This is a genomic window from Ruegeria sp. N4, assembly GCF_056531425.1.
The window spans coordinates 115833-142709 of record NZ_JBQFLT010000007.1 but is presented as its reverse complement, the minus strand read 5'-3'; the positions used below and the strand labels follow the sequence as shown (position 1 = coordinate 142709).

Annotated in this window: 28 protein-coding genes; 17 read left to right on the top strand and 11 right to left on the bottom strand. The window is 60.6% G+C overall.

The window, feature by feature from the left end:
* Positions 1-87 precede the first annotated feature (87 nt).
* The 3 genes from ACR0LW_RS12840 to ACR0LW_RS12830 all read left to right on the top strand — a co-directional run bounded on the left by ACR0LW_RS12840 (position 88) and on the right by ACR0LW_RS12830 (position 2706).
* Positions 88-1620: an acyl-CoA carboxylase subunit beta gene (locus ACR0LW_RS12840; RefSeq protein ID WP_170519996.1), complete on the top strand. Its 1533-nt coding sequence runs from the start codon at positions 88-90 to the stop codon at positions 1618-1620.
* 113 nt (positions 1621-1733) lie between these two features.
* Positions 1734-2219, top strand: coding sequence for a DUF6497 family protein (locus ACR0LW_RS12835; RefSeq protein ID WP_170520000.1), 486 nt, complete (start codon positions 1734-1736; stop codon positions 2217-2219).
* A gap of 136 nt (positions 2220-2355) precedes the next feature.
* Positions 2356-2706 (top strand): hypothetical protein, encoded by a 351-nt coding sequence (locus ACR0LW_RS12830; protein ID WP_170624363.1) that lies wholly within the window; start codon positions 2356-2358, stop codon positions 2704-2706.
* A gap of 80 nt (positions 2707-2786) precedes the next feature.
* On the opposite strand, the gene ACR0LW_RS12825 is transcribed toward ACR0LW_RS12830, so the two are convergent.
* Entirely contained in the window at positions 2787-3935 is a 1149-nt protein-coding gene (locus tag ACR0LW_RS12825; protein WP_170624361.1) for a DcaP family trimeric outer membrane transporter, read from the bottom strand.
* A 650-nt stretch (positions 3936-4585) separates the two neighbouring features.
* Between ACR0LW_RS12825 and ACR0LW_RS12820 the strand changes: the two genes are divergently transcribed.
* Together ACR0LW_RS12820 and ACR0LW_RS12815 are read left to right on the top strand one after the other, a co-directional pair.
* Entirely contained in the window at positions 4586-4789 is a 204-nt protein-coding gene (locus ACR0LW_RS12820; RefSeq protein WP_170454887.1) for a hypothetical protein, read from the top strand.
* 119 nt (positions 4790-4908) lie between these two features.
* Entirely contained in the window at positions 4909-6954 is a 2046-nt protein-coding gene (locus tag ACR0LW_RS12815) for an acetyl-CoA carboxylase biotin carboxylase subunit (protein ID WP_480882863.1), read from the top strand.
* A gap of 76 nt (positions 6955-7030) precedes the next feature.
* Here ACR0LW_RS12815 and ACR0LW_RS12810 read toward each other — a convergent pair whose 3' ends face one another.
* Positions 7031-7477, bottom strand: coding sequence for a DUF4174 domain-containing protein (locus ACR0LW_RS12810; protein WP_170520008.1), 447 nt, complete (start codon positions 7475-7477; stop codon positions 7031-7033).
* Between the two features lie 165 nt (positions 7478-7642).
* Between ACR0LW_RS12810 and scpA the strand changes: the two genes are divergently transcribed.
* The 6 genes from scpA (at position 7643) to ACR0LW_RS12780 (ending at position 13097) form a co-directional block, all read left to right on the top strand.
* Entirely contained in the window at positions 7643-9769 is a 2127-nt protein-coding gene (gene scpA, locus ACR0LW_RS12805) for a methylmalonyl-CoA mutase (protein ID WP_170633999.1), read from the top strand.
* 105 nt (positions 9770-9874) lie between these two features.
* Complete coding sequence (locus tag ACR0LW_RS12800) at positions 9875-10477, top strand: VOC family protein (RefSeq protein ID WP_170520015.1); 603 nt, start codon at positions 9875-9877, stop codon at positions 10475-10477.
* Positions 10474-10962: an N-acetyltransferase family protein gene (locus ACR0LW_RS12795; RefSeq protein WP_480882862.1), complete on the top strand. Its 489-nt coding sequence runs from the start codon at positions 10474-10476 to the stop codon at positions 10960-10962. Before ACR0LW_RS12800 ends, ACR0LW_RS12795 begins: the two co-directional genes overlap by 4 nt.
* Before the next feature lie 45 nt (positions 10963-11007).
* Positions 11008-11688: a molecular chaperone DjiA gene (locus tag ACR0LW_RS12790; RefSeq protein WP_170454875.1), complete on the top strand. Its 681-nt coding sequence runs from the start codon at positions 11008-11010 to the stop codon at positions 11686-11688.
* A gap of 4 nt (positions 11689-11692) precedes the next feature.
* Positions 11693-12685 (top strand): endonuclease/exonuclease/phosphatase family protein, encoded by a 993-nt coding sequence (locus ACR0LW_RS12785; RefSeq protein ID WP_480882861.1) that lies wholly within the window; start codon positions 11693-11695, stop codon positions 12683-12685.
* Between the two features lie 37 nt (positions 12686-12722).
* Positions 12723-13097: a hypothetical protein gene (locus ACR0LW_RS12780; protein WP_480882860.1), complete on the top strand. Its 375-nt coding sequence runs from the start codon at positions 12723-12725 to the stop codon at positions 13095-13097.
* Between the two features lie 12 nt (positions 13098-13109).
* Here the strand turns inward: ACR0LW_RS12780 and ACR0LW_RS12775 are convergent, their stop codons facing one another.
* The 5 genes from ACR0LW_RS12775 to ACR0LW_RS12755 form a co-directional block, all read right to left on the bottom strand.
* Positions 13110-14654 carry a Ppx/GppA family phosphatase gene (locus tag ACR0LW_RS12775; protein ID WP_170454869.1) on the bottom strand — a complete coding sequence of 515 codons (1545 nt, stop codon included), beginning with the start codon at positions 14652-14654 and terminating at the stop codon, positions 13110-13112.
* Positions 14655-14703: 49 nt separating this feature from the next.
* Positions 14704-15393: an HdaA/DnaA family protein gene (locus ACR0LW_RS12770; RefSeq protein ID WP_480882859.1), complete on the bottom strand. Its 690-nt coding sequence runs from the start codon at positions 15391-15393 to the stop codon at positions 14704-14706.
* A complete protein-coding gene (locus ACR0LW_RS12765; RefSeq protein WP_170633992.1) occupies positions 15394-16467 on the bottom strand; it encodes an AI-2E family transporter in 1074 nt (357 codons plus the stop codon).
* Between the two features lie 88 nt (positions 16468-16555).
* A complete protein-coding gene (locus tag ACR0LW_RS12760; protein ID WP_480882858.1) occupies positions 16556-17530 on the bottom strand; it encodes an isopenicillin N synthase family dioxygenase in 975 nt (324 codons plus the stop codon).
* Positions 17530-18894: an FAD-dependent oxidoreductase gene (locus tag ACR0LW_RS12755; RefSeq protein ID WP_480585172.1), complete on the bottom strand. Its 1365-nt coding sequence runs from the start codon at positions 18892-18894 to the stop codon at positions 17530-17532. Before ACR0LW_RS12755 ends, ACR0LW_RS12760 begins: the two co-directional genes overlap by 1 nt.
* 167 nt (positions 18895-19061) lie before the next feature.
* Between ACR0LW_RS12755 and proS the strand changes: the two genes are divergently transcribed.
* A complete protein-coding gene (proS, locus tag ACR0LW_RS12750; protein ID WP_480882857.1) occupies positions 19062-20402 on the top strand; it encodes a proline--tRNA ligase in 1341 nt (446 codons plus the stop codon).
* Between the two features lie 36 nt (positions 20403-20438).
* Here the strand turns inward: proS and ACR0LW_RS12745 are convergent, their stop codons facing one another.
* Complete coding sequence (locus ACR0LW_RS12745) at positions 20439-20798, bottom strand: hypothetical protein (protein ID WP_480585175.1); 360 nt, start codon at positions 20796-20798, stop codon at positions 20439-20441.
* 374 nt (positions 20799-21172) lie between these two features.
* On the opposite strand from ACR0LW_RS12745, the gene ACR0LW_RS12740 reads away from it, so the two are divergent.
* Together ACR0LW_RS12740 and ACR0LW_RS12735 are read left to right on the top strand one after the other, a co-directional pair.
* A complete protein-coding gene (locus ACR0LW_RS12740; RefSeq protein WP_480882856.1) occupies positions 21173-22468 on the top strand; it encodes a lipoprotein-releasing ABC transporter permease subunit in 1296 nt (431 codons plus the stop codon).
* Complete coding sequence (locus ACR0LW_RS12735) at positions 22461-23147, top strand: ABC transporter ATP-binding protein (protein ID WP_480781598.1); 687 nt, start codon at positions 22461-22463, stop codon at positions 23145-23147. The genes ACR0LW_RS12740 and ACR0LW_RS12735 overlap by 8 nt, the downstream gene beginning before the upstream one ends.
* Here the strand turns inward: ACR0LW_RS12735 and ACR0LW_RS12730 are convergent.
* On the bottom strand, positions 23131-23568 hold the full coding sequence (locus ACR0LW_RS12730) for a DMT family transporter (protein WP_170633984.1): 438 nt from the start codon (positions 23566-23568) through the stop codon (positions 23131-23133). The genes ACR0LW_RS12735 and ACR0LW_RS12730 overlap by 17 nt on opposite strands.
* Positions 23569-23660: 92 nt before the next feature.
* Here ACR0LW_RS12730 and ACR0LW_RS12725 point away from each other — a divergent pair, with 92 nt between their 5' ends.
* Positions 23661-24062, top strand: coding sequence for a c-type cytochrome (locus tag ACR0LW_RS12725; protein WP_480882855.1), 402 nt, complete (start codon positions 23661-23663; stop codon positions 24060-24062).
* 3 nt (positions 24063-24065) lie between these two features.
* Here ACR0LW_RS12725 and ACR0LW_RS12720 read toward each other — a convergent pair whose 3' ends face one another.
* Entirely contained in the window at positions 24066-24752 is a 687-nt protein-coding gene (locus tag ACR0LW_RS12720; protein WP_480882854.1) for a hypothetical protein, read from the bottom strand.
* Positions 24753-24794: 42 nt separating this feature from the next.
* On the bottom strand, positions 24795-25457 hold the full coding sequence (locus ACR0LW_RS12715; protein ID WP_480882853.1) for a DNA-3-methyladenine glycosylase I: 663 nt from the start codon (positions 25455-25457) through the stop codon (positions 24795-24797).
* Positions 25458-25603: 146 nt separating this feature from the next.
* On the opposite strand from ACR0LW_RS12715, the gene ACR0LW_RS12710 reads away from it, so the two are divergent.
* Positions 25604-26269: an NnrU family protein gene (locus ACR0LW_RS12710; RefSeq protein ID WP_480882852.1), complete on the top strand. Its 666-nt coding sequence runs from the start codon at positions 25604-25606 to the stop codon at positions 26267-26269.
* Between the two features lie 71 nt (positions 26270-26340).
* Entirely contained in the window at positions 26341-26862 is a 522-nt protein-coding gene (locus tag ACR0LW_RS12705) for a DUF2478 domain-containing protein (RefSeq protein WP_480882851.1), read from the top strand.
* Positions 26863-26877: the final 15 nt, after the last annotated feature.

Here is a 26877-nt window from a genome sequence, read left to right as displayed (position 1 = left end):
CAAAACTTTGCAAATTTGCCGAAAAGGGCTTTGGTCGGATCACAACTGCATATACTGTCCGTCCAAATTTAATAGGGGATACGCGCCATGAAAGACATCCTTTCCGAGCTTGAAGACCGTCGCGAAGCCGCCCGTTTGGGTGGTGGGCAAAAGCGAATTGATGCACAGCACGGGCGTGGCAAACTGACCGCGCGCGAGCGGATCGAACTGTTGCTGGATGAAGGCAGCTTTGAAGAGTTCGACATGTTTGTCAGCCATCGCTGCACAGATTTTGGGATGGATAAACAAAAGCCTGCCGGTGACGGTGTGGTGACCGGCTGGGGCACGATCAATGGCCGTATGGTCTATGTGTTCAGCCAGGATTTCACCGTGTTCGGCGGCTCTCTGTCAGAAACGCACGCTCAGAAGATCTGCAAGATCATGGATATGGCGGTGCAGAACGGCGCGCCGATCATCGGCATCAACGATTCGGGCGGTGCGCGAATCCAGGAAGGCGTTGCCTCGCTTGCCGGTTACGCCGAAGTGTTCCAGCGCAACATTACGGCCTCGGGCGTGGTGCCGCAGATCAGCGTGATCATGGGCCCCTGTGCCGGTGGCGCGGTGTACAGCCCGGCGATGACGGACTTTATCTTTATGGTAAAGGACTCGTCCTACATGTTCGTGACCGGCCCCGACGTGGTGAAGACCGTCACCAACGAGGTTGTGACAGCCGAGGAACTGGGTGGCGCATCGACCCATACCAAGAAATCGTCTGTCGCGGACGGCGCGTTCGAAAACGATGTCGAAGCACTGGCCGAGGTGCGCCGGCTGGTCGACTTCCTGCCGCTCAACAACCGCGAGAAGCCGCCGGTTCGCCCGTTCTTTGATGAACCGGACCGCGTCGAGAAATCGCTGGACACGTTGGTGCCGGACAATCCGAACACGCCCTATGACATGAAAGAGCTGATCACCAAGATCGCGGATGAGGGTGACTTCTACGAAATTCAGGAAGATTTCGCCAAGAACATCATCACCGGTTTCATCCGCCTCGAAGGGCAGACGGTCGGCGTTGTGGCCAACCAGCCGATGGTTCTGGCCGGGTGTCTGGACATTGATAGCTCGCGCAAGGCCGCGCGGTTCGTGCGCTTCTGCGACTGTTTCGAGATCCCGATCCTGACTCTGGTCGACGTGCCGGGCTTCCTTCCCGGGACGCAGCAGGAATATAGCGGCGTCATCAAGCACGGGGCCAAGCTGCTGTACGCGTATGGCGAAGCAACCGTGCCGAAGGTCACCGTGATCACCCGCAAGGCCTATGGCGGTGCTTATGTTGTTATGGCGTCCAAGCACCTGCGCGGCGATTTCAACTATGCCTGGCCCACCGCTGAAATCGCCGTGATGGGCGCCAAGGGCGCGACCGAGATCATCCATCGCGCCGATCTGGACGATGCCGAAAAGACGGCGCAGCATGTGGCGGACTACGAAGACCGCTTTGCGAATCCGTTCGTGGCGGCCGAGCGTGGCTTTGTCGATGAGGTGATCATGCCGCAATCGACCCGTCGCCGGGTGTCGCGCGCATTCGCCAGCCTGCGCGGCAAGCAGCTGAAGAACCCGTGGAAAAAGCACGACAATATTCCGTTGTAAGCCTACGGGGTGGGGCAACCCACCCCATCCGGCCCTTGGCCGGGTAACGCGAAAAACAGGTCAGAACTCACCGCCAAATGAGGCAGGTTTGACAATAGCCGATAAATAGTTAAATGATCCGTCCCACCAGACATAGAACCGCGCAGGCCAACAGCACTGCGCGCGCGACTCCGGAAGGAGGAGCCTGCCGTCGGTGGGTCCGGGGTCGCGCCATTGGTCTGGTCTTGTCCGTTCTTGGCACCGCAACCTTTGCGCAATCCGACGTAACCTTGCCGGTACCGTCAGGGCAGCCGGTGCACCTGAACGATGTCTTGCTGGACAATAACCCCGGAGAGCTGTGGGTGCGGTTCCGGTTCATCGCTCCGAAGATCGGCGCGACGGTGGGACGGATCGGATATGATGTGGCATCGCAGGACATGGCGCATCTGTGCCAGACGCTGGCGGTGGCCTATGTTGCGCAGCATGAATTGGACCCGGCGCTGGTGATCATTTCGCTGGCCGATCGCCCGATTGAGTTCGGCAACACGGCACCGGATGCCACGCAATTCTTCGAAGCCTACAGGCTGGAATCGTCAGATTGCATCTGGGAGGGGCTTTGATCATGTCCTTCGGGTTTCGCGACCTCAGCGCGCCGCAGGCCAAAGCTGCCATATTCGGGGTGCGCCGCATGAAAGCGCCCCATAAAGGCTGTGTTATTTCCCGTCTCGGTGCTACCCGGGGCACGGAGGTAACGACATGCTGAAACATCGTGGATTCCCCGGACGTCTGGCCGGGACAGATTTTCAATTCACCATCCGCCGCGCCAACCCCAAGGGCGTGACGCCGATCACACGGCGCGAGCGGTTTCGGGATCGCAAACCGGCGGACCGGCGGGCTGATGCGGCGTTCATGGAAGCGCTGTGGCACCATTTCGGAGATCAGCCGTTTGAACGCGGCAACCTGGATGCAGGCCGATTAAGCTGGCTGTTCGGGCGCGAGGTTGTTCCGGCGGAAGATCCGTTTGATCCGGCAAGCTATGATGCGCTGCTGGTGATCGACCCGGATGCGGCGCGTGCGTCGTTCCCTGATCTGTTTGGAGCGGCCTGATCATGCAGAGGCCGATGCCGCATAATCTCGTCCGGTGTGGCAAGACCCCGCCCAGAAATGGGCGAGGCCGATTTGCGGTATCAGAAGTTCAGCTGGGCGGCGACTTGTACCCGGCTGCCATCGAAGGTGTCGCCGGAATTCACGTCATTCCGCTCACCGTAGATGTACTCGGCGCTGAGCGTCAGGTTGTCGGTGGCCTTGTAGAAGGCGTTGACGTGGATCGTCTCAAGTTCGGTGAAGGCCAGATCGCCGGTCGAGGTGGGGAGGTCGTAATCCTCGCGACCGTAGGCGATGCCGACATTCCACTTCGGGCTCAGATCCTGCCGGAACTCTATCGTGTAGCCGTCGACATCGTTGGCCTGCCCGCCGACGATTGGATCACCAAGGCCGATCAGGTAGGGGCCAAGCGCTTCGCCGGTCACGTAGTTGACTTGGAACAAGCCGCCCTGCCAAGGACGGATCGAACCGGACAGTGTAAAGCCGGTCTGATCCACCTCGACGCTACCGGACTCAGCCTTGCCGTAGAGCGCCGACGCACGCGCGATGTACTTGCCATCATTGTACTCCACCGCACCGGTCAGAACCGGATCGTCCGAGTTCGAGCCGCCTACGTTCTCTTCAACAGACACTGCGAAAGTAGTGTTCGCGCCAATGGTGTTCGTGTAGCGCACTTGGGGTACGCGAGCGAACGGAATACCAACCGGACCGTTGAATTCGACCGAGGTAGGATAGGTGTCCAGCGGCTGGAAGTTTGTCCAGTACTGACCGATGAGCCAATGATCACCAATGGTGATGTTCGCGTGACGCAGGCGAAGCTCAGCAGCGCCGCCACTGGCAAACAAGTCCAGTTCCAACTGACCTCCGATTTCGCCGATGCTGGTGGGGGTGCTTGTCCGCAAGCCGATGCGCGATTGGCGGATCGTGGCGCCAAACGTCCCATCAGTAGCCGCAGAAGGCTCACCGATGACGTTCACAAAAGCTGTGTCCCCCTGATCGAATTCGAAATCATAGAAGAAGTCGGCTTTGACGTATCCATAGACGTCCAGAGTGGTGTTTCCGATTCTGAAGTCGCCGTTGGCGGGGCCGGACTTGTTGGCCTCGAGCGCTTCGACCCGGGCGCGCAGCGCATCGAGTTCGGCCTGCGAGGCGTCCTGGGCAAAAGCAACCGTGCCGGTCACACAAAGCGCAGAGGCAGCAAGCAGGATTGCCTTGGTTCGTATGGTCTTCATGTAGGTGTTTCCTTGTGTGCGAGTGTGCGCTCGCACCGTTTCACGCAGTTGTTAGTGAAGGAAATCACGAGAATGGGATCGAAAAGCCCAAACTTCTCAAGCAATTGTGCTTTGGTTGCGGAAAATTCTCACGTCAAGGTGAACAGATCGGTCAACCCTGTGAATCCGAACGTGTTTCTGCACGGCGGCGAGTCATTGGATTGTGATGCTGCGTGTGCGAATAGTCTCAGCCAGAGAGAAAAATGTAACAGCAATGTGACTGCTGATCTCGTGCATGTGGCTGGAATGTCAGAAAACCGGATCGGCACGATTTTGCGCGGATTTTCGCCGGATGGGCAATTTCCAGCCGGAATCTCGCTTGGAAACAATACTTTGTTTGCGGCCATGATTGTGGCGTGCAACCTGTTCAAGCCGTGCGGCTCTACTTTGCCTGCGCCGCACATGCACCTACTATTCCGTACCCCTTCCTTCCGCGGGCAGGCTTGTGTTCTCCACATAGTCCTGTCCGCGTTTTTCTTTGCGCAGCCTGTAGGCGTAAAGCGGCATAAATCTGCGCAAAACGCGGAAATTCCGCGTCTGATATTGAATAACAAGGCCCAAAACCGGCATCTGCCCTCAAAGCTATCGAGACGACAAAAAGGGCAGACATCATGCGACTCTCACGTTTCTTCCTTGTTGCGGCAACCTGTGCGGGCCTTGCCGCGTGCGGCGACACAACCGGCGAACAGGCCATCCTGGGCGGCGGTGCAGGGGCAGTTGGCGCTGCCGTGCTCAGCGCCGATCCGCTGTTCGGGGCCGCAGTGGGCGCCGCGGGCAACGTGCTCTACTGCAAAACGCAGAACACCTGCCGCTAACCTGAAATTCCCGGGGCGCGTTTCGTCGCCCCGTCCGTCATCGCGCATCACGCCGTCGTGGGGGTCATTCCCTGCGGCGGCGTTGTGCGTTTCCAGAACACCAAGCCAAAGGACGTTCCATGTTCAATAAGATCCTGATCGCCAACCGGGGCGAGATCGCCTGCCGGGTTATCAAGACCGCCCGTAAGATGGGTATCGGCACTGTCGCCATCTTTTCGGACGCAGACAAAAACGCGTTGCATGTGTCGATGGCCGACGAATCCGTGCATATCGGCCCGCCCCCTGCGAACCAGTCCTATATCGTGATCGACAAGGTCATGGACGCCATCCGCCAAAGCGGCGCGCAGGCGGTGCACCCCGGCTATGGCTTCTTGTCGGAAAACGCCAAATTCGCCGAGGCGCTTGAGGCCGAAGGTGTTGCCTTCGTCGGCCCCCCGAAAGGCGCGATTGAGGCGATGGGTGACAAGATCACCTCGAAAAAAATCGCTCAGGACGCCGGTGTTTCCACGGTTCCCGGCTACATGGGCCTGATCGAAGACGCGGAAGAAGCGGTCAAGATCTCGAACGAGATCGGCTATCCGGTGATGATCAAGGCCAGCGCCGGTGGCGGTGGTAAAGGCATGCGGATCGCGTGGAACGACGAAGAAGCACGCGAAGGTTTCCAGTCGTCCAAGAACGAAGCCGCGAACTCGTTCGGCGATGACCGGATTTTCATCGAGAAATTCGTCACCCAGCCGCGTCACATCGAGATTCAGGTTCTGTGCGACAGCCACGGCAACGGCATCTATCTGGGCGAACGCGAATGCTCGATCCAGCGCCGGAACCAGAAAGTGGTGGAAGAAGCGCCGTCGCCATTCCTGGACGAAGCGACCCGCAAGGCGATGGGGGAACAGGCCGTGGCCCTGGCCAAGGCCGTGGGTTATGCCAGCGCCGGTACGGTTGAATTCATCGTTGATGGTCAGAAGAACTTCTACTTCCTTGAAATGAACACCCGCTTGCAGGTGGAACACCCGGTGACCGAGCTGATCACCGGCGTCGATCTGGTCGAGCAGATGATTCGTGTTGCAGCCGGTGAGCCTCTGTCGATCACGCAGGATGACGTGACCCTGACCGGTTGGGCCATCGAAAACCGCCTGTATGCGGAAGACCCCTATCGCAACTTCCTGCCCTCGATTGGGCGTCTGACCCGCTATCGCCCGCCGCAAGAGGTCGCGGCTGGCCCGATGCAGGTGAACGGCAAATGGCAGGGCGAGGCACCTGAAGGTGAGGCCGCAGTGCGTAACGATACCGGCGTCTATGAAGGCGGCGAGATCAGCATGTATTACGACCCGATGATCGCCAAACTGTGCACCTGGGCCTCGACCCGTGAGGCCGCGATTGAGGCGATGCGCGTGGCGCTGGACAGCTTTGAGGTCGAAGGTATCGGCCACAACCTGCCGTTCCTGTCCGCCGTGATGGATCACCCGAAATTCATCAGCGGCGACATGACCACCGCCTTCATCGCCGAGGAATATCCCGAAGGGTTCGAAGGTGTCACTCTGCCCGAGGATGATCTGCGCCGGATCGCAGCCTCTTGCGCCGCGATGCATCGCGTTGCTGAAATTCGCCGCACCCGCGTATCGGGCCGGATGGACAACCATGAACGCAAGGTTGGCAAGCGCTGGGTCGTCTCGCTGGAAGGTCACGAGTTCGCTGTTCAAGTCAACGCCGACAAAGAAGGCGCGACGGTCAAGTTCGAAGATGGCTTGACCCTGCGTGTGGCCTCTGACTGGACACCGGGCGACCAACTGGCCGTTCTGGATGTCGATGGCAGCCCGCTGGTTCTGAAGGTTGGCAAGATCTCGGGCGGGTTCCGCGTGCGCAACCGGGGTGCTGACCTGAAAGTACAGGTGCGCCGTCCGCGTCAGGCGGAACTGGCCAAGCTGATGCCGGAAAAACTGCCGCCGGATACCTCGAAAATGCTGCTCTGCCCGATGCCCGGCCTGATCGTGAAGGTCGATGTCGAGGTGGGTCAGGAAGTGCAGGAAGGTCAGGCGCTGTGCACCGTCGAGGCGATGAAGATGGAAAACATCCTGCGCGCCGAGAAGAAAGGTGTGGTCGCCAAGATCAACGCAGGCCCCGGCGATAGCCTTGCCGTGGACGATGTGATCATCGAGTTCGAGTGATCATGACCGCGCTTTTGTCATATCGCACTGGGTTCCCGGCGTTCAGCGCCGGGGCCTTGGTGCGTGGCGAAAGCGCTCAGCCACCCTCGCGCCGTTCGCGGATTTCGCGTTCGCGCAGGGGGGTTTTGTCGATGGACCGGCCAATCTCGCGCACGCTCCACGGGCTGGGTTTGCGCAGTTTGACCACGCCGTCCTTGTCGACAAACACCATCTGGAACCCACGCGGGCGCAGTTGCGACCGGATCGGGGATCGGGCCGACGGATCGGTGTCGGTCAGGACCACCACATCGCGGTCCCGCATGGCCACTTCCCCCTCAAGCAGCATGTCAACCTGTTGCTGGAACCGGGGGTCGGCTGGTGTGTCTGCGAAGACGATTATGGGCCGGTGGGTCCACAGAAATTCAGACAATTCACTGTCGCCGACCGGGCGGACAAATTCATCATCAGCAGGTGCAGACCCGTCAGCGGCCATCGCGGCCAGCGGGATTAGTGCCGAGAAAACAAGGGCAAGCGTTCTGTTCATGGGGCCTCCTGTCCCGTTGAATATAGCCTCTGCGCGCGCGAATGCGACTGACGAAATGCACATGATGCTCAATTTGTCGCGCGTTGCCCCGGCCGATTGGATGCTGATCAACCATACGCACGGATTGCAGCCATCTGCGATCCGAATTGACAAGAGGACCCCTCAATGACCGACACAAAGGATTGGCGCGCGCTGGCCGAGAAAGAGCTGCGCGGACGGCCATTGGACGATCTGACCAAGGAAACGCTGGAAGGCATCGACGTCAAACCGCTTTATACGCAGGAAGACACCGCCGATCTGCCGCATATGGGCTCGCTACCCGGTTTCGGCCCGTTCACACGCGGCGTGAAGGCGACGATGTATGCGGGCCGTCCCTGGACGATCCGTCAGTATGCCGGTTTCTCGACCGCCGAGGAATCGAACGCGTTTTACCGCCGCAACCTGGCCGCCGGTCAGCAGGGCGTCTCGGTCGCCTTCGATCTGGCGACGCACCGCGGTTATGACAGCGACCACCCGCGCGTGGTTGGTGACGTAGGCAAGGCCGGTGTGGCCATCGACAGTGTCGAGGACATGAAGATCCTGTTTGACGGCATTCCGCTGGACAAGGTCTCGGTCTCGATGACCATGAACGGCGCGGTGATCCCGATTCTGGCGAATTTCATCGTCGCGGGTGAGGAGCAGGGGCATGACAAGTCGCTGCTGGCGGGCACCATTCAGAACGACATTCTGAAAGAGTTCATGGTGCGCAACACCTATATCTACCCGCCTGAGCCGTCGATGCGGATCATCTCGAACATCATCGAATACACCTCGAACGAGATGCCGAAATTCAACTCGATCTCGATCTCGGGCTACCACATGCAAGAGGCCGGGGCGAACCTGGTGCAGGAGCTGGCCTACACGCTGGCCGATGGCCGCGAATACGTGCGCGCCGCGACCGAAGCCGGGATGGATGTGGACAAGTTCGCGGGCCGTCTGTCGTTCTTCTTTGCCATTGGCATGAACTTCTTCATGGAGATCGCCAAACTGCGCGCTGCGCGCACGCTGTGGCACCGCGTTATGACCGAATTCGGGGCCAAATCCGAACGGTCGAAAATGCTGCGCACCCACTGCCAGACCTCGGGCGTGTCGTTGCAGGAACAAGACCCCTATAACAACGTGATCCGCACCGCCTATGAGGCGATGAGCGCGGTTCTGGGCGGCACCCAGTCGCTGCACACCAACGCGCTGGACGAGGCGATTGCGCTGCCGACTGACTTTTCGGCCCGTATTGCGCGGAACACGCAGCTGGTGCTGCAAGAGGAAACCGGCGTGACTGATGTGGTCGATCCGCTGGCAGGCTCGTATTACATCGAAAGCCTGACCAACGAGTTGATCGAAAAAGCCTGGGCCCTGATGGAAGAGGTCGAGGAGATGGGCGGCATGACCAAGGCCGTGGCCTCGGGCATGCCCAAGCTGCGGATCGAGGAAAGCGCCGCGCGCCGTCAGGCGATGATCGACCGGGGCGAAGAGGTGATCGTCGGCGTCAACAAATACCGCAAGGAACAGGAAGACCCGATCGACATTCTGGACGTCGACAACGTCGCCGTGCGCGAAGCGCAGGTGGCGCGTCTGGAACGTATCCGTGCCACCCGCGACGAAGCAGCATGTCAGGCCGCGCTTGAGGCCCTGACCACCACCGCCCGCGAGGGTGGCAACCTTCTGGCCGCTGCCGTTGAGGCCGCCCGTGCCCGCGCATCCGTAGGAGAGATCAGCATGGCAATGGAAAAAGAGTTCGGCCGTCACCGCGCCGAAGTAAAAACGCTGGCTGGCGTCTATGGCGCGGCTTACGAAGGCGACGAAGGCTTTGCCGCGATCCAGAAATCCATCGAGGAATTCGCCGAGACCGAAGGCCGCCGCCCGCGTCTGCTGGTGGTCAAGATGGGCCAGGACGGTCACGACCGTGGGGCCAAGGTGATCGCCACCGCCTTTGCCGATATCGGCTTTGACGTAGATGTTGGCCCGCTGTTCCAGACGCCTGCCGAGGCGGCGCAGGACGCGGTGGACAACGATGTGCACGTGATCGGCATTTCGTCTCAGGCGGCGGGGCACAAGACGCTGGCACCGCAACTGGTCGAGGAACTCAAGAAAGCCGGTGCCGAGGATATCATCGTCATTTGTGGTGGTGTGATCCCACAGCAGGATTACCAGTTCCTGTATGACCACGGCGTCAAGGCGATCTTTGGGCCGGGGACAAACATTCCCGAAGCTGCGCAGGACATTCTGCGCCTGATCAGCGAAGCGCGCGGCTAATAGCGACCGCGGTTTTTCGACGAAAAATCTTGTGGTCCGCCGCCTTTGGCGAAAACATGCGACCAGACCTGCTTGGGTCTGGTCGTTTTTGTTGGGAGGGCGCGCATGATACTCGATCATTTGGCCGTTGCGGGTGAGACGCTGGAGGAGGCGTCCGCGCATATCGAACAGGCGCTGGGTGTACCGCTTCAGCCCGGCGGAAAGCACGAGAAATTCGGCACCTATAATCGCCTGCTGGGCTTGCGGGATGGTCTGTATCTGGAAGCAATTGCCATCGATCCGAATGCGCCCGCACCCCAGCGCACCCGCTGGTTCGATCTGGATCGGTTTGCGGGCAAGCCGCGCCTGACCAACTGGATTTGCCGTGTGCCCGACATCGAAGCGTCGCTTGCGCTGTTTCCCGACGGCGTTGGCACGCCGATCTATCTGACCCGAGGGGCATTGCGCTGGCGCATGGCCGTGCCGCCCAATGGCCGCCTGCCTTTTGACAATCTGTTTCCCGCGCTGATCCAGTGGCAGGGCGATCTGCATCCGGCGCAGATGTTGCAGGACAGCGGGTGCAGCTTGCGGCGACTGGTAGTGTACCATCCGGACGCCATGGGTTTGGCACAGCATCTGGGTGCGCTCGATCTGGTTGCGTTTGACACCGGTCCGGTGTCCATGCGGGCCGAGTTTGATACGCCGCACGGGCTGCGCGTGCTGGAATGAGGGTGCGTCAGGCCCGACCTTCGGACGCTGCCGACATTGCCGCGATCAACAACGCGATCATTCGCGACACGCTGGTGACCTTCACAACCGACGAACGCACTGCCGAGGCGATTGCAGCCGACATCCGCCAACGTGGCCCGTCCTATCTGGTGGTCGAGGATCACGGCACGGTACTAGGCTCTGCCACCTACGGTCCATTTCGGCACGGGCCCGGCTATGCCCGTAGTTGCGAGCACGCGATCTATTTGGCCCCGGATGCGCGCGGCAAGGGCGCGGGACGGGCTTTGATGACGGAATTGGAAGCCGCCGCATGTGCTGACGGGATCCATGTTCTGGTCGCCGGGGTATCCTCGGCCAATCCTGCGGCCATTGCGTTTCACAATGCGATGGGGTTTCAGCAGGTCGGGCTGATGCCGGAAGTGGGGTTCAAATGGAACCAGTGGCTGGATCTTGTGCTGATGCAGAAAATTCTTGCCACTGAGTGACCTGTTCCACCTGACAGTCCCGAAATGGGACGCTAGGGTACGCCCATGTCGATCTGGACCCGCATATCCGATGCGCTGAGCGCGCTGGCCCAAGGCGAAAGCCTGACCGCCGTTTTTGAGAAGCTGCGCTCGCCGCCCGAGCGATCCGTGGCATTTACCATCGCGGTGATTGCCCTGGGCGCCAAAATGGCCAAAGCCGATGGGCAGGTGACACGGGATGAGGTCACGGCCTTCCGCGATGTGTTCCAGATCGCGCGCGAGGATGAGGAAGGCGCTGCACGCGTCTTCAACATGGCGCGGACGGATGTGGCAGGCTATCAAGACTATGCCCGCAAGATCGCCCGGATGTTCGCCGAAGACAGCACCACGCTGTGCGATTTGATGGAGGGGCTGTTCCACATCGCGATGGCCGACGGGTTCTACCATCCCAACGAAAACGAGTTTCTTGAGGATGTCAGCCGCATCTTCGGCCAGACCGACGCGCAGTTTCTGGCCCTGCGCGCGCGTTTTGTGCCGGATGCGCCGAATGATCCTTACGTGGTGCTGGGTGTCTCGCGCGATATGCCGGTGTCCGAGATTCGCAAGGTCTGGCGACAGTTGGTGCGCGAGACCCATCCCGACGCGATGATGGCACGTGGCGTCCCGGAAGAGGCGATCCGGCTGGCCGAGAAAAAGATGATCGACATCAACCGCGCCTGGGACGACATCAACGGCGCGCGAGCCTGAGCGGATGCGGCTGGCGACCTACAATATCGAATGGTTCGCCAATCTGTTCGACAAGAACGACGCGCTGATCGTGGATGACAGTTGGTCCGGGCGGCACGACGTGACCAAGGCGCAGCAGGTCGAAGCGATTGCCAAGGTTCTGACTGCGCTGGATGCGGATGCGATCCTGATTGTCGAGGCTCCGAACACCGGACGCAAACAGAACACCGTGCGGGCGTTGCAACAGTTTGCCGAAGCGTTCGATCTGCGAACCAGTCATGCGATCATGGGGTTTGCCAACGATACGCATCAGGAACTGGCGTTGCTGTATGATCCCGGAGTCCTGACTGCGCGACACGATCCTCGGGGCGATGCTCATACGCCCCGTTTTGATGGCGATTTCCGCATCGATCTGGATGTGGACGCCACCGAAGATGTGGTGCGCTTTTCGAAACCGCCGATGGAGCTGTCGATCCAGACACAGGCCGGGTTTGAATTTCGTCTGATCGGGGCGCATCTGAAATCCAAGGCACCGCATGGGGCGGAATCGCGCGACGAAGCGATCCGGATCTCGATTGCCAACCGGCGCAAACAGTTGGCACAGGCGATCTGGTTGGCCCGACGGGTCGAGGCGCATGTCGAGGTGCAGGAACCGGTGATCCTGCTGGGGGATCTCAATGACGGGCCGGGATTGGATGAATTCGAACATCTGTTCGGGCGATCCTCGGTCGAAATCTTGCTGCAGGCGGGCCTGTTTGATCCGCATGCGGTGACGGCACATGGCCCGCGACCGGGCTCGGTCCCCTCAACCGCGCGGTTTGCGCGGCCCAAAGAGGGGAAGTTCCTTGAGGCGCTGCTGGATTACATCATGATCAGCCAGGACCTGCGCGCCCGCCGCCCGGCCTGGCGCATCTGGCATCCGTTTCGTGACACGACCTGTTGGTCGAACCCGGAATTGCGCGAGGCGTTGCTGACAGCCTCGGACCATTTCCCGGTCACGCTGGATATCGATCTGTGATCTTCCCTCACGTAACCCCGGTGCCTATATTTCTGACATGAAACACATTCTGATCATCGCCGCCTTGTCGTCCGGCATTGGTACATCTGCGTTCGCGCAGGAAGAGGACAGCAAATCCCTGATGGAGCAAGGGGCCGAACTGTTCCTGGAAGGCTTGCGCAAGGAAATGGAGCCTGCACTGGACGAGTGGTTGGGTATGGCAGAAACCTTCGGCCCGGCGATGCAGTCCTTTCTGGAAGAAATGGGCCCCGCGCTGGCGGAACTTGCCGCAGAGGTCAAGGACTGGAGCGCCTATGAAGCGCCCGAAATACTGCCAAATGGCGATATTATCATCCGCAAGAAGCCAACTCAGGACGCGCCAGAGGAGCCGAAAACCGAGGAAGAAACCCCTGACGAAGGCACGGATATCTGAAGCGTTTCGTGCTTAACCTTTGATGATCACCCGCGCCTCGGATTTCAGCGCGCTTGAGAGCGAATTCAGCCGCGCTTCGGCCACTTCGTTGAACAGAGGGCCCGCGGCTTTGGGCAGGAAAAGGTCAAGCTGCCGTTTTTTGGGATAGAACCGCAACCGTCCCATATTGGCATCGTTATGCATCCACAGCATCGCGCCGAACCGCATCGCCTTGCCCAGAATCTCAGCCTGTTTTTGCCCTTGCTCGTCCAGCAACTCGTAAAACGGTGCGAACCGGTTGCCTTCGCGTTTGTTGCGGTAGCGGTGTTGCAAGGCGAGGCCGATAAAGACCCGTTCCGAGTGTTTCAGCCCCCCCAGATTGGCGCGGGTGACATAGTCAAAACACACCTCGGCCCGGTAATCGGGATGCGCGCGCCAACTGACGTCGTGCAAAAGACACGCCGCCTTGATCAGCCGAACCCGCGCGGGCGGGGCGGATTTGAACAGGGGCATGACGAAGTCATACAGGTGCCGCCCAAAGCCCGGCAGGCGCGCGTCTTTGGATTCGGAAAACCGGCTGGCCTCGATCAGCGGGTCGCGGTCGCGGATTTCCTGCGACATTTGTTCGTACAGCAACCCCTCGCGGATGCCATAGCTTGAGATCGCGATATCCTTGGGTTTGAAGGTTCGGATCAGGCGGGCCAGAACATCCATTGCATAGGGGATCAAAGCCATCCGGGAACTGGACACGCCAGCCTGACTGCGCAGCTTGTCGTGATCATTGGCTTCGATGAACTTGATCGTCTCGCGCACCTGTTTGGTGGTCATGCGGTATTCGTGCATGACATTCAGCGGGTAGCCGCGCCGCAACATGTCCAGCCGGGCAAAGGCACGCCAGCTGCCGCCGACCAGAAAAAGGCGGTCGCGCTGTTGGCCTAGCTGCGCGCGCAGGTCTTCCATCGTGCCCTTGATGTGTGCTTTGCGCGCCCGACGCCCGCCCTTGATGTCGCGCAGTTTCAGGGGGCCAAGGTCCGAGGTTACACGGCGACCCACTTGCCCGTCGCCAATCTCGGCCAGTTCCATCGAGGATCCGCCGATATCGCAGATTAGCCCATAGGCCCCGGGCCAGCCCAATAGCACGCCCTGGGCGGACAGCCGCGCCTCTTCCCCGCCGTCGATCACGGCCACATGCAGGCCGGTTTCGGCTTTGACCTGGGCGCAGAAATCCGGGCCGTCCTTTGCCTCGCGCACGGCGGCGGTGGCAACGACATGAAGGCCGGGCAGGTCCAGATCGCGGGCCAGATGCTGGAACCGGCGCAACGCTGCCAGCGCCCGGTCGCGCCCGCGCGGGTTCAGCTTGCCGGTCTCGGACAGGCCGGCGCCAAGCTCGCACATAACCTTTTCGTTGTAGAAATAGGCGGGCGAGCGCGCCGCGCCGTCAAAGATCACCATGCGGACCGAGTTGGACCCTACATCGACGACCCCCACCCGCGACAGCGCGCGGCTGCCCGGGTCATCGAACAGAGGTTTACCGAAGGGGCCCCAATCCGGGATGTCGGTTTCGACGGTCTGATCCATGTGTCTTCCAGATATTCCAGTCGTAAGATGCGAAATCCCCGGTGCCCGGTCAATCGCCAGTATCCATTTCGTATTGGTCCGTGTTCAGAACCCGGATGGCCAGCGACCGCGTGATTTCGCGCTTTTCGGCCAGCGCCAGTTGGTCCAGTTGTTGCACAACGTCCGCTGCGGTTTCAAAGCGGCGGTCCATGTGTTTGACCAGATAGGCAATAACCTCGGGGCCCGGGTTCAGCTGGCGGTCCACAAACAGCTTGGCCAGCACCGCGCCCAACAGCGCGTCATCGGGGGGATCAAGTGCGACGTGATGCGCGCCCTCGACCCGGCTTTGCAGATCGGCCAGCGGCAATTGCCAGAACCGGGGCGCAAGGCGGCCGGTCATCAGCAGGGCGTGACCTTCGGCAAGGACCAGATTGTGCAGGTGAAACAGGACCTTTTGCTGTTCGATATCAGCCGCAATATCCGGCACGTCTTCGACCGCGATGGCCGAGCGTGCCAGTTCCGGCACCTCGTCATGGTGCAGATCCGCCGCGCACACGATACGTCCCCCGGTTTCGGCGGCCCAGACATGTGCCAGATGGGTTTTGCCCGCGCCTGCGGGGCCGCTCAGCACCAGTTTGTTGCCGGGCCAGGATGAGGCCGAAATCATCGCCACGGCCAGCGCATTTGAGGGCGAGACAAAGAAATCCTCGCGCCCCAGCGCGGTTATGGCTGGTAGATCAAAGCTCAGTTGTCGAGCCATTTATTTGTCTTCCTGATCCGGGCTTTCCAGGCCGGTGTAAAGGCGACTGTCAAGATAAAGCGATGTGCCGAACCGCGCCACAACCCCCAAGGCTGCGGCGACAGGTACAGCGATCAGCATCCCGACAAAACCGAACAGCGCGCCAAAAACCGACAGGGCCAGCAGCAGCCAGACCGGGTGCAACCCAACCGAACTGCCGACCAGTTTGGGCGTCAGGAAATTGCCCTCGGTCACCTGACCCAGCGCGAAAATCCCGGCAACCAGACCGATATGGGCCCAATCGCCCCAGAACTGGAACAGGGCCAGCCCGATGGCCAGAGTGCCCCCGATCAGCGCGCCCAGATAGGGGATGAAGGTGACGAGCCCGGCGATAAAGCCGACGATCAGCCCGAACTGCAGGCCGACAATCATCAGGGCAACTGCGTAGTAGGTGCCCAGGATTAAACAGACCGTGCCCATACCGCGTACGAATGAGGCCAGAACCGCATCGATCTCACCGGCCAGCCGCTTGATTGTGGGGGCGTGATCGCGGGGCAGAAGCTCTCCGATACGGGCGATCATACGGTCCCAGTCCAGCAGCAGGTAGACCGCGACAACCGGGACGATGACCAGCAGAACAACGATGTTGATGGCCGATCCCAGCGAGGCCAGCACCGTTTCCAGCACGTCGCCGGTTTTCGATTTCAGGGTTTCGCCGAATGAGACCAGCATCTGATGGGTGCTGGATTCGCGGTCGAGCAGCGATGGGAACTGCTGTTCGATGAACCCGCGCAATTGTTTGAACAGGCTGGGCAGGATATCGACCAGCTCGAGCAGTTGCGTGATCAGGGCCGGGACGACCATCAGGATCATCAGGACGAATCCCAGAACGCCGACAACGGTTATGATGCCGGTCGCCGCAACCCGAGACAGGCCCAGCTTTTCCAGCCGGTCGGCAACCGGATCAAGGAAATAGGCAATCGCACCGCCAATCACAAAAGGCAGAAGGACGTCGCCCAAGGCCCACAGGATCAGAATGAAAATCGCTGCGGCGAAGCCCCAGTATCTCAGTTGATCCTTTACCGGAAGCGCCATGGTCGTCCTCGTGTTTAGACCGTCGGGGATGTTCTTCGCTTATACCGACACATGATGCAAGCGGTTCATGACATGCAGATTTCGGCGCTTAATCCGCCAGCGTCCCCAATTCCGGAGTGTCGCTTGTCGCCGCCTCGTCCGGCCAGTTTGTGCGCCAGATTTCCGCCGACCAATGACCGCAATGCACGGCCGGGCGATCAAAGCCGGGCAGGGCGGGCAGCAGCGGCTGGACCACCACGTCATGGCGCGGGACGGCGAAATACGGGAACGAGTACCGTTCCTTGCCGGATCGATTGACGACGCGGTGCGGTGTCGATTTCAACCGCCCGCCTGACCACAGCTCTAACATGTCGCCGATATTGACGACAAAGCCACCTTCGGGACAGTCAGGTGTGATCCAACCGCCCTCGCGGGTTTGCACCTCCAGCCCGCCAACCGGGTCGGGGGCGATGATTGTCAGCGCGTCGGTGTCTTTGTGCGGATGGATACCATACCCATCCTCTTCTGCGGCTTGCGGCGGATAGTGCAGCAGGGTCATGTTGGTCAACGGATCGCGAAATGCGTCTTGCAACTGCCCCGGTGTCAGGTTCAGGCCAGTTTCAAGCGCGCCAAGCAACAGGTCGGTCACGTGGTCCAACTGGGACCAATAGTTCAGAATGACCCCGCGCGCCTCGGGCGTATGGTCCGGCCAGATATTCGGGCCATACAGCGCACAGGCCTGCCGGATTTCCGCGTCTTCCTGGACTTCATGATGCAGCTTGTAGCCTTCGTATTTGTCAGCTTTGCCCGACCCGTCATTCGGGGTGAAAAACCCCATCGGAATGTAGCCGCGATAGTTTTCGCGCGTGATTGCCTGATCCCATTTGCGGCTCTCTTCCAGGTCGAAGATCTTGCGCACCGTCTGCCGGACCTGATCGACGCTGTCCTGCGACACGCCCGTCCCGGTAATCGACAAGAAGCCGATGCCAACACAGGCGTCGAGTATCTGTTGCGCCGTTGCCTTGTATTCCGGGCTGTCCGGGTGGGCCAGTGCCGAGATATCTATGGTCGGGATTGTATCCATCAGTTGATCCTTACGCCCTGACGTTCCAATTCGGTATGCACGGGGGTCAGATTCAACCGATCCAGCTCCTGATTGCTTTTCAGCGACAGCACGGCCGCAATGCCCGCGCCCTGACCCATCACCGCACAGCAGGCCATGTTGCGCGTGGCCGCATGGGCCACCCGGTCCGCACCGTGCGAGCGCCCGGCGACCAGCAGGCCCTTGATCCCTTTGGGCAGCATCGAGCGATAGGGGATTTGCATATACCTCCCCGTGGTGGGCAGGATCAGGATGCCATAGCCGTCGATGAATTCGGGGTAGACGCCGATCGTGTCCTCAAACCGGCCCTGATAACGGGCGTCATCCTCGGTCATATTGTAAACCGCGTCGATCTTGCGGGTGTCGCGGATGCCGATGGTCATGCCAAAGTTCCGAAGCCGCGCGTTTTCGCATCCCGGCATAAACCGGCGCAAGGCTTCGATGGCCAGCATCGACTGGCGTCGGCCTTCGATCTCACCCTTTGTCAGGCTGTCGGGATCTGTGCCGTCGACCTCAGCCAGATGGATGAGGTTCATATAGGTCAACTCACCCGTGTCATGCATCGCGCCCCATGTGCCCGCGATGGTGTTCAGATGCGGCGGGATCAGGCCCTGATCGATGGCCTGCTGGAACGGCTTGTGCACGAAGGGCGAGAACATGTCGTCCTCTTTTCCGCTGGTTTCGATGTTCCACTCACCACCGCCGCCCCAGTCCTTGTAGGTCTGGGGGTCGGCCTTGACGCCTTCCATGAACGCGCGCTTGTCGACGCCTGCCAGATGGAACATGACCGAGGCGGCCATCATGTCTTCGCGCGGAGTCTTATGCGTGGGCGCTCCGGCGCGATGGGCCACATCCGCGTCGCCTGTGGCGTCGATCACCACCTTGGCCAGAATTGCCTCACGCCCGGCTTTGGATTCGGTGATGATGCCGGTGATCCGGTCGCCGTCCATGATCGGGGCGACGAACTGACGGTGCAGCATCGGATGCACGCCCGCCTCTTCGACCAGTTTGTCAGCCACCAGCTTGAAGCCTTCGCTGTCCAGCTCATAACTCAGCGATTGGCTTTCGGGCACTGCCGCGCCCATCTCTTTGGCGCGGGTTTCGAACTCCATGCCGATACCGCCGGCTTCGACGGTCTGTTCGTGGCGATACCAGGCGAACCCCTCGACCCCCACGGCGGTGATATTGCCGCCCATGCAGCCGAACCGGTCGACCAGAGACACCTCGGCCCCCGCCCGCGCCGCCGCCAACGCAGCCGCCAGCCCGGCAGGGCCTGAGCCGACGACCAGAATATCGGTCTGGTGAACAACAGGGATTTGGCGGGCGGGTTCCTGAATCGTCTGCATCGGCGCCTCATGGGTTTTACATTCCTGTCACAATTGAAAACCCTGACTGGCGGGTCAATCAAAAACCGACAGGTCTGGGGTCGCAAATTCGCCAATGCGCGATTGCCCCCGGCGGGGCTTTGGAATAATGACCTTTGAAGTCCAAATTCACCTTTGAAGGTCCACCCATGCGCCTCAGCCGTTACTTTCTGCCCGTTCTCAAGGAAAACCCCTCCGAGGCTCAGATCGTCAGCCACCGGCTGATGCTGCGCGCCGGGATGATCAAGCAGGCCGCCGCCGGGATTTATTCCTGGCTGCCGCTGGGCTTCAAAGTGCTGCGCAAGCTGGAAAACATCGTGCATGAAGAACAGGCGCGCGCGGGTCATATCGCGATCCAGATGCCGATTCTGCAATCGGCGGACCTGTGGCGCGAGTCCGGGCGGTATGACGACTACGGTCAGGAGATGTTGCGGATGCAGGACCGCCATGGCCGCGACATGCTCTATACACCCACAGCCGAAGAACTGGTGACGGACATCTTCCGCGGCCATGTCAGCAGCTACAAGGACCTGCCGCTGACGCTGTACCAGATCCAGTGGAAGTTCCGCGACGAAATCCGCCCGCGCTTTGGTGTTATGCGCGGGCGCGAGTTCTACATGAAGGACGGCTACAATTTCGACCTGACGAAAGAGGACGCGCTGCACGCCTATAACCGCCATCTGGTCAGCTATCTGCGCACCTATGAACGCATGGGTCTGCAAGCAATCCCGATGCGCGCGGACTCTGGTCCCATTGGCGGCGACGACACGCATGAATTTCTGGTACTGGCCGACACTGGCGAGTCCGAGGTTTTCTATGACAGCGCAGTGACCGATCTGACCTTTGGGGATCGGGAGATCGACTATGACAACCGCGACCAATGTCAGGCGATCCTGGAAGAGTTCACCTCGAAATACGCGCGCACCGATGAAACCCATGACGAGGCGCTGTTCAACGAGGTCCCCGAAGATCGCCGCCGCGTTGCGCGCGGGATCGAGGTCGGCCAGATATTCTATTTCGGCACCAAATACTCCGAGGCCATGGGCGCGACCGTTCAGGGCCCCGATGGCAAGCCGGTTCCGGTACATATGGGCAGCCACGGTATCGGCGTCAGCCGCCTGATCGGTGCGATCATCGAGGCCAGCCATGACGACAAGGGCATCATCTGGCCCGAAGGCGTGACCCCGTTCCATTGCGGGATCGTCAACCTGAAGCAGGGCAATGAAGAGGCGGATGCGGCCTGTGAGAAACTCTACGTCGCGCTGACGGCACTAGGCCTTGAGCCGCTCTATGATGATCGCAACGAACGGGCCGGGGGCAAGTTTGCCACGATGGACCTGATCGGTCTGCCCTGGCGGATCACTGTCGGACCGCGTGGTTTGAAAAACGGTGTGGTTGAATTGACCAGCCGCCGGACCGGCGAAAGCGAAGAACTAAGCCCCGAGGCGGCTGTTACCAAGATCGCTGAAATTTATCAGGGTATCGCCTGACCACGGCGATAGGCCTCGATCAATGCTGGCGCGGTGTTACAACCGCGCCGACGCAGGGCGGGCGATCAGCAGCTCGCCATCCGCCTGATTGCCGCGTGCAACCACGATGGGGCGGCCCAGCCGGTTGACCAGTTCTTTCAGCTCAAAGCCCAGAAACCGTATCCCGCAGACGCGCTGACCGGTTGTCCGATCTGTGATGCAAAGGCGGCCTTTGAGAAAGGCAAGGCGATAGCCCTTTTCCCTTAGCCGATCCGCCAAGCTGCCCCAGCTTGCTGCTTTTGCGAAGATTGGCCGGATCGCGGCCCGCAGCAACGCGGCCGTTTCGCAATCCAATTCCGTTGATGATGCGCGGACCAAAATCGGGTCCAACCCTTCCGGTGTATTGTGAATATTCATTGAGCGACCCCCGCTCTGAAATGTGTTCCCCCGCAAGCAGGGTGACAAAGTTTCTGAAAATAAGCAAAAAGCGAAATAATATTGCTTACTATATGTGGCATTTTGAGTTCAGTCGATCACGCAATGCCGATATTGACTTCATAGCTGAAACAATGGCGCGCGGTCTGTGAAGGTCGTCACAACCAATAGTGTAGTCTTTGATTTCAATATCACTTTTTATCTGAGCGCACTGTCCGACAGCCGGTACTGATTCGGTTCGATATTGGGGTTTTTCACGCCGAATTCGCCTGCCGGGACCGACACGCCCATAAGCGGCTTGACCATCGCGCGAAATGCCGAAAGGGTCGCCGCCAAACAACAAGACCGGAGCAGGCATGGCCAAGACACCCCCGCCTTTTGCCCCATTCGAATGGAAAATCGCGTGGCGATACCTTCGGGCCCGCCGGGCCGAGGGGGGCGTCAGCGTGATGACGTGGATCTCGCTGATCGGGATCACTCTGGCGGTATTTGCCCTGATCGCGACCCTGGCGGTGCGGTCCGGGTTCCGGGCCGAGTTCGTGGGCACGATCCTTGGGGCCAACGCGCATGTCACCGTGTATTCCTCGGGCGAGATCGACGCGCAGGGCCGCCCGGTCCGAACCATGGCTGACTATGAGGAACGGGCCGCGCGGATCGCTGAGGTGCCGGGCGTCGAACAGGCTGCGCCTTTGGTCAAAGGTCAGGTGCTGATCACCAACCGCGACCGCAGCAGCGGGGTCGAGGTATTTGGCATCCGTCCCGATGACCTGATGGACCTGCCGGGCATTGCGCAAGCCGAACAGGCGGCGGGGGATCTGTCCCTGTTTCAGACCGGAGAGGACGTGATCGCCATCGGCTCGGGCGTGGCGCGCAGCATCGGGGCCACTGTGGGGGATACGGTCAAGCTGACCTCACCCAACGGGGTGAAAACCGCCTTTGGAACCTCACCGCGCGTCAATGCCTATCGCGTGGTCTATGTTTTTTCCGCCGGGCGCTATGACATTGACCGCACCCGCGTCTACATGCCGTTTTCCCAAGCTCAGGGGTTCTTCAACCGCGAGGGCGTGGCGGATGAAATCGAGGTGATGGTCACCCAACCTGAAACGCTGGGCCCGATCCTGATCCCCATCCTCGAAGCGTCGGGCCAGCGCAGCCAGATCTGGACATGGCAGGACGCCTCGGGCGGGTTCCTGCGCGCGCTTGAGGTTGAGGACAACGTGATGTTCATCATCCTGTCGATCCTCGTACTGATTGCGGCAATGAACATCGTCTCGGGCCTGATCATGCTGGTCAAGAACAAGGGGCGTGACATCGGCATCTTGCGCACCATTGGCCTGAGCGAGGGCTCGGTCCTGCGGGTGTTCTTCATCTGCGGTGCCTTCACCGGCATCATCGGAACCGTGATGGGCGTGATCCTGGGTTGCCTGTTCGCGATCTATATCGATCCGATCTTCTCCTTCGTGAATTATGTGATGGGCGGCGGCGTCTGGGACCCGTCCATTCGGGGCATTTACGCCCTCCCAGCCGAACTGCACCTGAGCGACGTGCTCAAGGCTGTGGCCCTGTCGCTGGGCCTGTCCTTCATCGTCACCTATTTCCCCGCCCGCCGCGCGGCGCGGCTGAACCCGGTTGAGGCGCTGCGCTATGAATGATGTGACATTGCGACTGAAGGGCCTGACCAAGACCTATCTGCAAGGCACTCCGGGCGAGGTGCAGGTCTTGCGCGGCGTCGATCTGGTCCTGCGCGCGGGGGAGGCGGTGGCGATGGTTGCGCCGTCGGGCGCTGGCAAATCCACCCTGCTGCATATCGCGGGCCTTCTGGACATGCCGGATGACGGCCAGGTCGAGATCGGCGGGCAGAATGTCAGCGGCAAGGGCGATCGGACGCGAACGGCCTTGCGGCGGCAGGATGTGGGTTTTGTCTATCAGTTCCACCATTTGCTGCCCGAGTTCACAGCGTCGGAAAATATCACCCTGCCGCAACTGGCCAACGGCGTCTCTGAAAAAGCGGCGCAGGAGCGGGCCATGGACCTGCTGGACCGCGTCGGCGTGGCCCCACGCGCCAGCCACCGCCCGGCGGCGTTGTCGGGCGGCGAACAACAGCGCGTGGCGTTCTGCCGCGCGCTGGCGAACAAGCCGAAGGTTCTGCTGGCAGATGAGCCAACCGGGAACCTTGACCCCGAGACCTCGGATCAGGTGTTCGATGCGTTGATGGTGCTGGTGCGGGATGAGGGCCTGTCTGCCCTGATCGCCACACACAACATGGAGCTTGCCGCGCGTATGGACCGGATGGTGCGGCTTGAAGGCGGCGTTCTCAAGCCAGCTGAGTGATCGCCACGCCAACGGCCATCACGGCAATCCCACCAGCGCGCATCCATGTCAGGGGCGTTATCTGAGCGCCGAACAGCCCGAAATGGTCAATCGCGGCTGTGCTGATCAACTGACCCAGCAGAACGAAGAAGACGGCATTTCCGACCCCGAAATGCGGGGCAACGTGGGTGATCGACAGCACGTAAAACGCGATCAGAACGCCTGCCAGCAACAGGTGTTTGGGGGCCTGCGCCACCTTGGACAGCGCCTCAAATCCGGGAAACAGCAGCATCACCAGGGCCGACGCGGCAAAGGCGATGGCAAACAGGACCACGGCAGCGGTGGTGGGCGACCCAATCAGCTTGCCAAGCGCCGCGTTCAATGCGGCCAGAATGGGAACACCGATCCCTGCGGCCAGCATGATGGCTGCGTATTGTGTCATGGCCCGAACCCTCCTGCCTCGTTGATCTGGATCATTGCGCCAAGCCGCGGCTCGGGCAAGCCTGTAAATGCCAATGCTGACAGGAGGATGCGATGAAGTGGTCAAAGCTCGGAACTGTATCTGCCTTGCTCATGTTCGCCGGACACAGCGCCGCGGCGCAGGATGCGCAAACGGGCGCGGAATTGTATCAGCACTATTGCGCGACGTGCCATGGCATAGATGCCACCGGCCAAGGTCCGATGGCCGGGGTTCTGGTCATTCAGCCGACCGACCTGACGGGCTTGGCGACAGGGGGTGGTTTTCCAACCGCGCGCGTTGTTGCCCGGATCGACGGTCGTGATCCACTGGTCAGCCACGGAAGCCCGATGCCGGTTTACGGGCCGTATTTCGACGGGCAGGACACGTCGATGAAAACCGAAGATGGCCAGCCTATCCTGACAAGTCAGCCAATCGTCGATCTGGTGGCGTATCTGAAAACCCTGCAACGTAACTGACGCTTAGCTGCAGATCCCTTCGACCTTCGCATCGCTCCATGGGATGGCCACCGCACGCTCGCGCCCTACCTGCGGCAGCGGAGAAAGGTCAAAATGCGCGCCCAGCATCCGGTGCAGCCGTTTGGTCCGCTGCGCCTGTGGGTCCAGTGCGCGGCAGCACACATACTCTTCGACAATCGCGCCCTGCTGTTCATAGCCGTAAGACAGGAAATCGGGCGAGGTATCCAGATCGAACAGATACGGATCCTTGCGCCCGCCATGCTCTGCCGCTGCGCGCAGGGGGTGATAGCCGGTGGTCTTTCGGTTTTGCCATTGCCAGACATGGGTCAATTCATGCGCCAGCAACATGGCCGCGATCAGGTTCATCTGCTCGGGATAGTCGGACATATAGTCCTCAAGATACCAGTCGCGGGCGAAATAGACCTTGTTGAACAAGGCGATGGCCGCAGGTTTCCCGGTAACCGGTCCCGGCTCGACCGGGGGCAGAATACGCTCGCGGCAGGCCAGACGCGGGCGGGCTTCGCGGTAATAGGTGATCGGCGCGACCGGGGCACCTTCGACAAGACGAACGCGATCCAGATTCAGCGTCTCGCCTTGCACGGCATCAGCAAAGTCGCGTTCCTGTTGGGTCAACGGTCGCCCGCAAGCCGCCAGAAACAGAAACGCCAGAACCAAAAAACGCAAACCCATGAAGAAAAATTTAGCTTGCCCCATCGGTTCCGCAAGCCGTTTTCATATGCTCATCGCCAGTACACGGCTGATTTCCGTCAGTGAGCGTCCGGACTGATCCATCCATGCATTGAAAGCCGCTTGCACGGCAGCCAGCGCCTTTTTGGAGGTCGGGGCCTTGTCGATCACGCCCTCGGCAATCAACCGGGCTGTCACGTCTTGTGACAGGATGAAACTGTCGCGCCCGGCAAACCGCATCGCATATTGGGCCGAGGCCCCGCCCAGCCGTGATCCCCGTTTTGCCAGCATCGCCAGAAGGCCGATGTAATCGGTCGAGGGCCATCCGCCCAGAACCTGACCGGCCCCGCCTTCGTCCCGCAACTCCAACAGGAAGGCGGCGTTGTCGCGGACGGTTGCGATCTTGGTGCCGTTGCGCACGATACGGGTGTCCTGCAAAAGCGCGTCGAATTTCTCGTCATCCATAAAGGCGCAGCGGCCCACGTCGAAGCCGTCAAACGCCTCTTCAAACCCGTCCCACTTGGCCTCGATGACTTTCCAGTTGAACCCGGCTTGAAAGATGCATTTGGTCAGGTTCGCAAGCCAGCGATCCTCGGGCATCGCAGCCAGTTCTTCGGGGGTTTTGGGTTTGCTCAGGTTTGCATCCAGGGCGTCGACCCCGCCGTGGCGACCTGCTGCGATGTCGAAAATCTCATCAAATGAACGCATTGTTGCGACCTCCGCCTGTGACGCTTGTCCTTTGATGCCAGATTGCAGGAGGTTTTGCCAATCCATGGCCCGGCGACTTGATTTCGGACAAAGACCCGCCGGTCCGGTAAACCTACCACTTCCGGAAAACAGGTTCGGAGATCGAAATGGCCGGATGGGGCATCTTCATAGCAGCGTTGACAGTATTCCTGCTGAGCCACGCCATTCCCGTGCGCCCACCCGTTCGTGGATGGTTGATCGATACGATGGGGCGGCGGGTCTATTTCACGGCTTATTCGTTGTTGTCCGTCGCAGTGCTGATCTGGCTGATCATAGCCGCAGCAAACGCGCCTTATGTCGAGATCATCCCACCGGCGCAGGCCCTGCGATGGGTTCCGCTGTTGGTCATGCCGCTTGTGTGCTGGCTGGCAATCGCCGGTTTGAGCATCGAAAACCCGTTCTCGTTTGGTGGCATGGGTACGCGCAGGTTTGACCCCGAATGCCCGGGTATTCTGCGCACCACGCGCCATCCCATCCTTGCCGCCTTGATGCTGTGGGCCACCGCGCATCTGGTCGCCAATGGCAGCCTGTCCCATGTGATCCTTTTTGGGTTGTTTGCCGGGTTCGCACTGATGGGCATGGCCCTGATCGATCGCCGCAAGGCCCGAGAAATGGGGCCAGAGTGGGTGCGCTTGTCACGCAATACCGCGCGCCTGTCGCTGCGCGCGCCCCGCCCCTGGCCCGGGCCTTGGGTGTCGGTGACCGCAGTTGCGGCCTATACAGCGCTGCTTGTGCTACACCCTCTCGTGATCGGCCTGTCGCCGCTTCCCTGACGCCGGGAGTGGTCGAGCCGCAGTCGGCGTGCTATTTGCAACTCTGAAACTCATCCCACGGGGGTCCCAAGATGAATCTGGCCTATGTCACAACCACCGATCGCGGCGCAACCGACCGCTTGCTGAGCGCAGTGGCAGAGCACCTGCTGGCATCGGGCGCGAAGCTGGCAGGCGTTGTCCAGACCAACACGGAATGCGCTGACAGCAGCAAATGCGACATGGATGTGCGCGTGCTGCCGCAAGGTGAGACAATCCGGATTTCCCAATCCTTGGGGACCGAATCCCGTGGGTGTCGTCTGGACCCGGCAGCGCTGGAGCAGGCGGTTGGCTATGTCACCGCCTCGCTGTCGGATGCGCCGCAACTATTGATCATCAACAAGTTCGGCAAGCACGAGGCTGATGGCCGTGGGTTCCGCCCTGTGATTGCCGAGGCATTGGCGCAGGACATCCCGGTTCTGGTCGGTGTGAACGGGATGAACAGCGAAAAGTTTCAAGAGTTCACGGATGGCGAGGCCGAGCAGCTGGCCCCGGACCTGACCGCCGTGTCCGAGTGGTTCAAGCGCGTCTCAGCGCAGCGGGCCAACGCGGCTTAGGTGCGGGTCACGTAG

Bases quoted from the DNA above. Each gene is read 5' to 3' on its own strand.
- ACR0LW_RS12840 (WP_170519996.1), top strand. From the start codon at position 88: ATGAAAGACATCCTTTCCGAGCTTGAAGACCGTCGCGAAGCCGCCCGT.
- ACR0LW_RS12835 (WP_170520000.1), top strand. From the start codon at position 1,734: ATGATCCGTCCCACCAGACATAGAACCGCGCAGGCCAACAGCACTGCG.
- ACR0LW_RS12830 (WP_170624363.1), top strand. From the start codon at position 2,356: ATGCTGAAACATCGTGGATTCCCCGGACGTCTGGCCGGGACAGATTTT.
- ACR0LW_RS12825 (WP_170624361.1), bottom strand. From the start codon at position 3,935: ATGAAGACCATACGAACCAAGGCAATCCTGCTTGCTGCCTCTGCGCTT.
- ACR0LW_RS12820 (WP_170454887.1), top strand. From the start codon at position 4,586: ATGCGACTCTCACGTTTCTTCCTTGTTGCGGCAACCTGTGCGGGCCTT.
- ACR0LW_RS12815 (WP_480882863.1), top strand. From the start codon at position 4,909: ATGTTCAATAAGATCCTGATCGCCAACCGGGGCGAGATCGCCTGCCGG.
- ACR0LW_RS12810 (WP_170520008.1), bottom strand. From the start codon at position 7,477: ATGAACAGAACGCTTGCCCTTGTTTTCTCGGCACTAATCCCGCTGGCC.
- scpA (WP_170633999.1), top strand. From the start codon at position 7,643: ATGACCGACACAAAGGATTGGCGCGCGCTGGCCGAGAAAGAGCTGCGC.
- ACR0LW_RS12800 (WP_170520015.1), top strand. From the start codon at position 9,875: ATGATACTCGATCATTTGGCCGTTGCGGGTGAGACGCTGGAGGAGGCG.
- ACR0LW_RS12795 (WP_480882862.1), top strand. From the start codon at position 10,474: ATGAGGGTGCGTCAGGCCCGACCTTCGGACGCTGCCGACATTGCCGCG.
- ACR0LW_RS12790 (WP_170454875.1), top strand. From the start codon at position 11,008: ATGTCGATCTGGACCCGCATATCCGATGCGCTGAGCGCGCTGGCCCAA.
- ACR0LW_RS12785 (WP_480882861.1), top strand. From the start codon at position 11,693: ATGCGGCTGGCGACCTACAATATCGAATGGTTCGCCAATCTGTTCGAC.
- ACR0LW_RS12780 (WP_480882860.1), top strand. From the start codon at position 12,723: ATGAAACACATTCTGATCATCGCCGCCTTGTCGTCCGGCATTGGTACA.
- ACR0LW_RS12775 (WP_170454869.1), bottom strand. From the start codon at position 14,654: ATGGATCAGACCGTCGAAACCGACATCCCGGATTGGGGCCCCTTCGGT.
- ACR0LW_RS12770 (WP_480882859.1), bottom strand. From the start codon at position 15,393: ATGGCTCGACAACTGAGCTTTGATCTACCAGCCATAACCGCGCTGGGG.
- ACR0LW_RS12765 (WP_170633992.1), bottom strand. From the start codon at position 16,467: ATGGCGCTTCCGGTAAAGGATCAACTGAGATACTGGGGCTTCGCCGCA.
- ACR0LW_RS12760 (WP_480882858.1), bottom strand. From the start codon at position 17,530: ATGGATACAATCCCGACCATAGATATCTCGGCACTGGCCCACCCGGAC.
- ACR0LW_RS12755 (WP_480585172.1), bottom strand. From the start codon at position 18,894: ATGCAGACGATTCAGGAACCCGCCCGCCAAATCCCTGTTGTTCACCAG.
- proS (WP_480882857.1), top strand. From the start codon at position 19,062: ATGCGCCTCAGCCGTTACTTTCTGCCCGTTCTCAAGGAAAACCCCTCC.
- ACR0LW_RS12745 (WP_480585175.1), bottom strand. From the start codon at position 20,798: ATGAATATTCACAATACACCGGAAGGGTTGGACCCGATTTTGGTCCGC.
- ACR0LW_RS12740 (WP_480882856.1), top strand. From the start codon at position 21,173: ATGGCCAAGACACCCCCGCCTTTTGCCCCATTCGAATGGAAAATCGCG.
- ACR0LW_RS12735 (WP_480781598.1), top strand. From the start codon at position 22,461: ATGAATGATGTGACATTGCGACTGAAGGGCCTGACCAAGACCTATCTG.
- ACR0LW_RS12730 (WP_170633984.1), bottom strand. From the start codon at position 23,568: ATGACACAATACGCAGCCATCATGCTGGCCGCAGGGATCGGTGTTCCC.
- ACR0LW_RS12725 (WP_480882855.1), top strand. From the start codon at position 23,661: ATGAAGTGGTCAAAGCTCGGAACTGTATCTGCCTTGCTCATGTTCGCC.
- ACR0LW_RS12720 (WP_480882854.1), bottom strand. From the start codon at position 24,752: ATGGGTTTGCGTTTTTTGGTTCTGGCGTTTCTGTTTCTGGCGGCTTGC.
- ACR0LW_RS12715 (WP_480882853.1), bottom strand. From the start codon at position 25,457: ATGCGTTCATTTGATGAGATTTTCGACATCGCAGCAGGTCGCCACGGC.
- ACR0LW_RS12710 (WP_480882852.1), top strand. From the start codon at position 25,604: ATGGCCGGATGGGGCATCTTCATAGCAGCGTTGACAGTATTCCTGCTG.
- ACR0LW_RS12705 (WP_480882851.1), top strand. From the start codon at position 26,341: ATGAATCTGGCCTATGTCACAACCACCGATCGCGGCGCAACCGACCGC.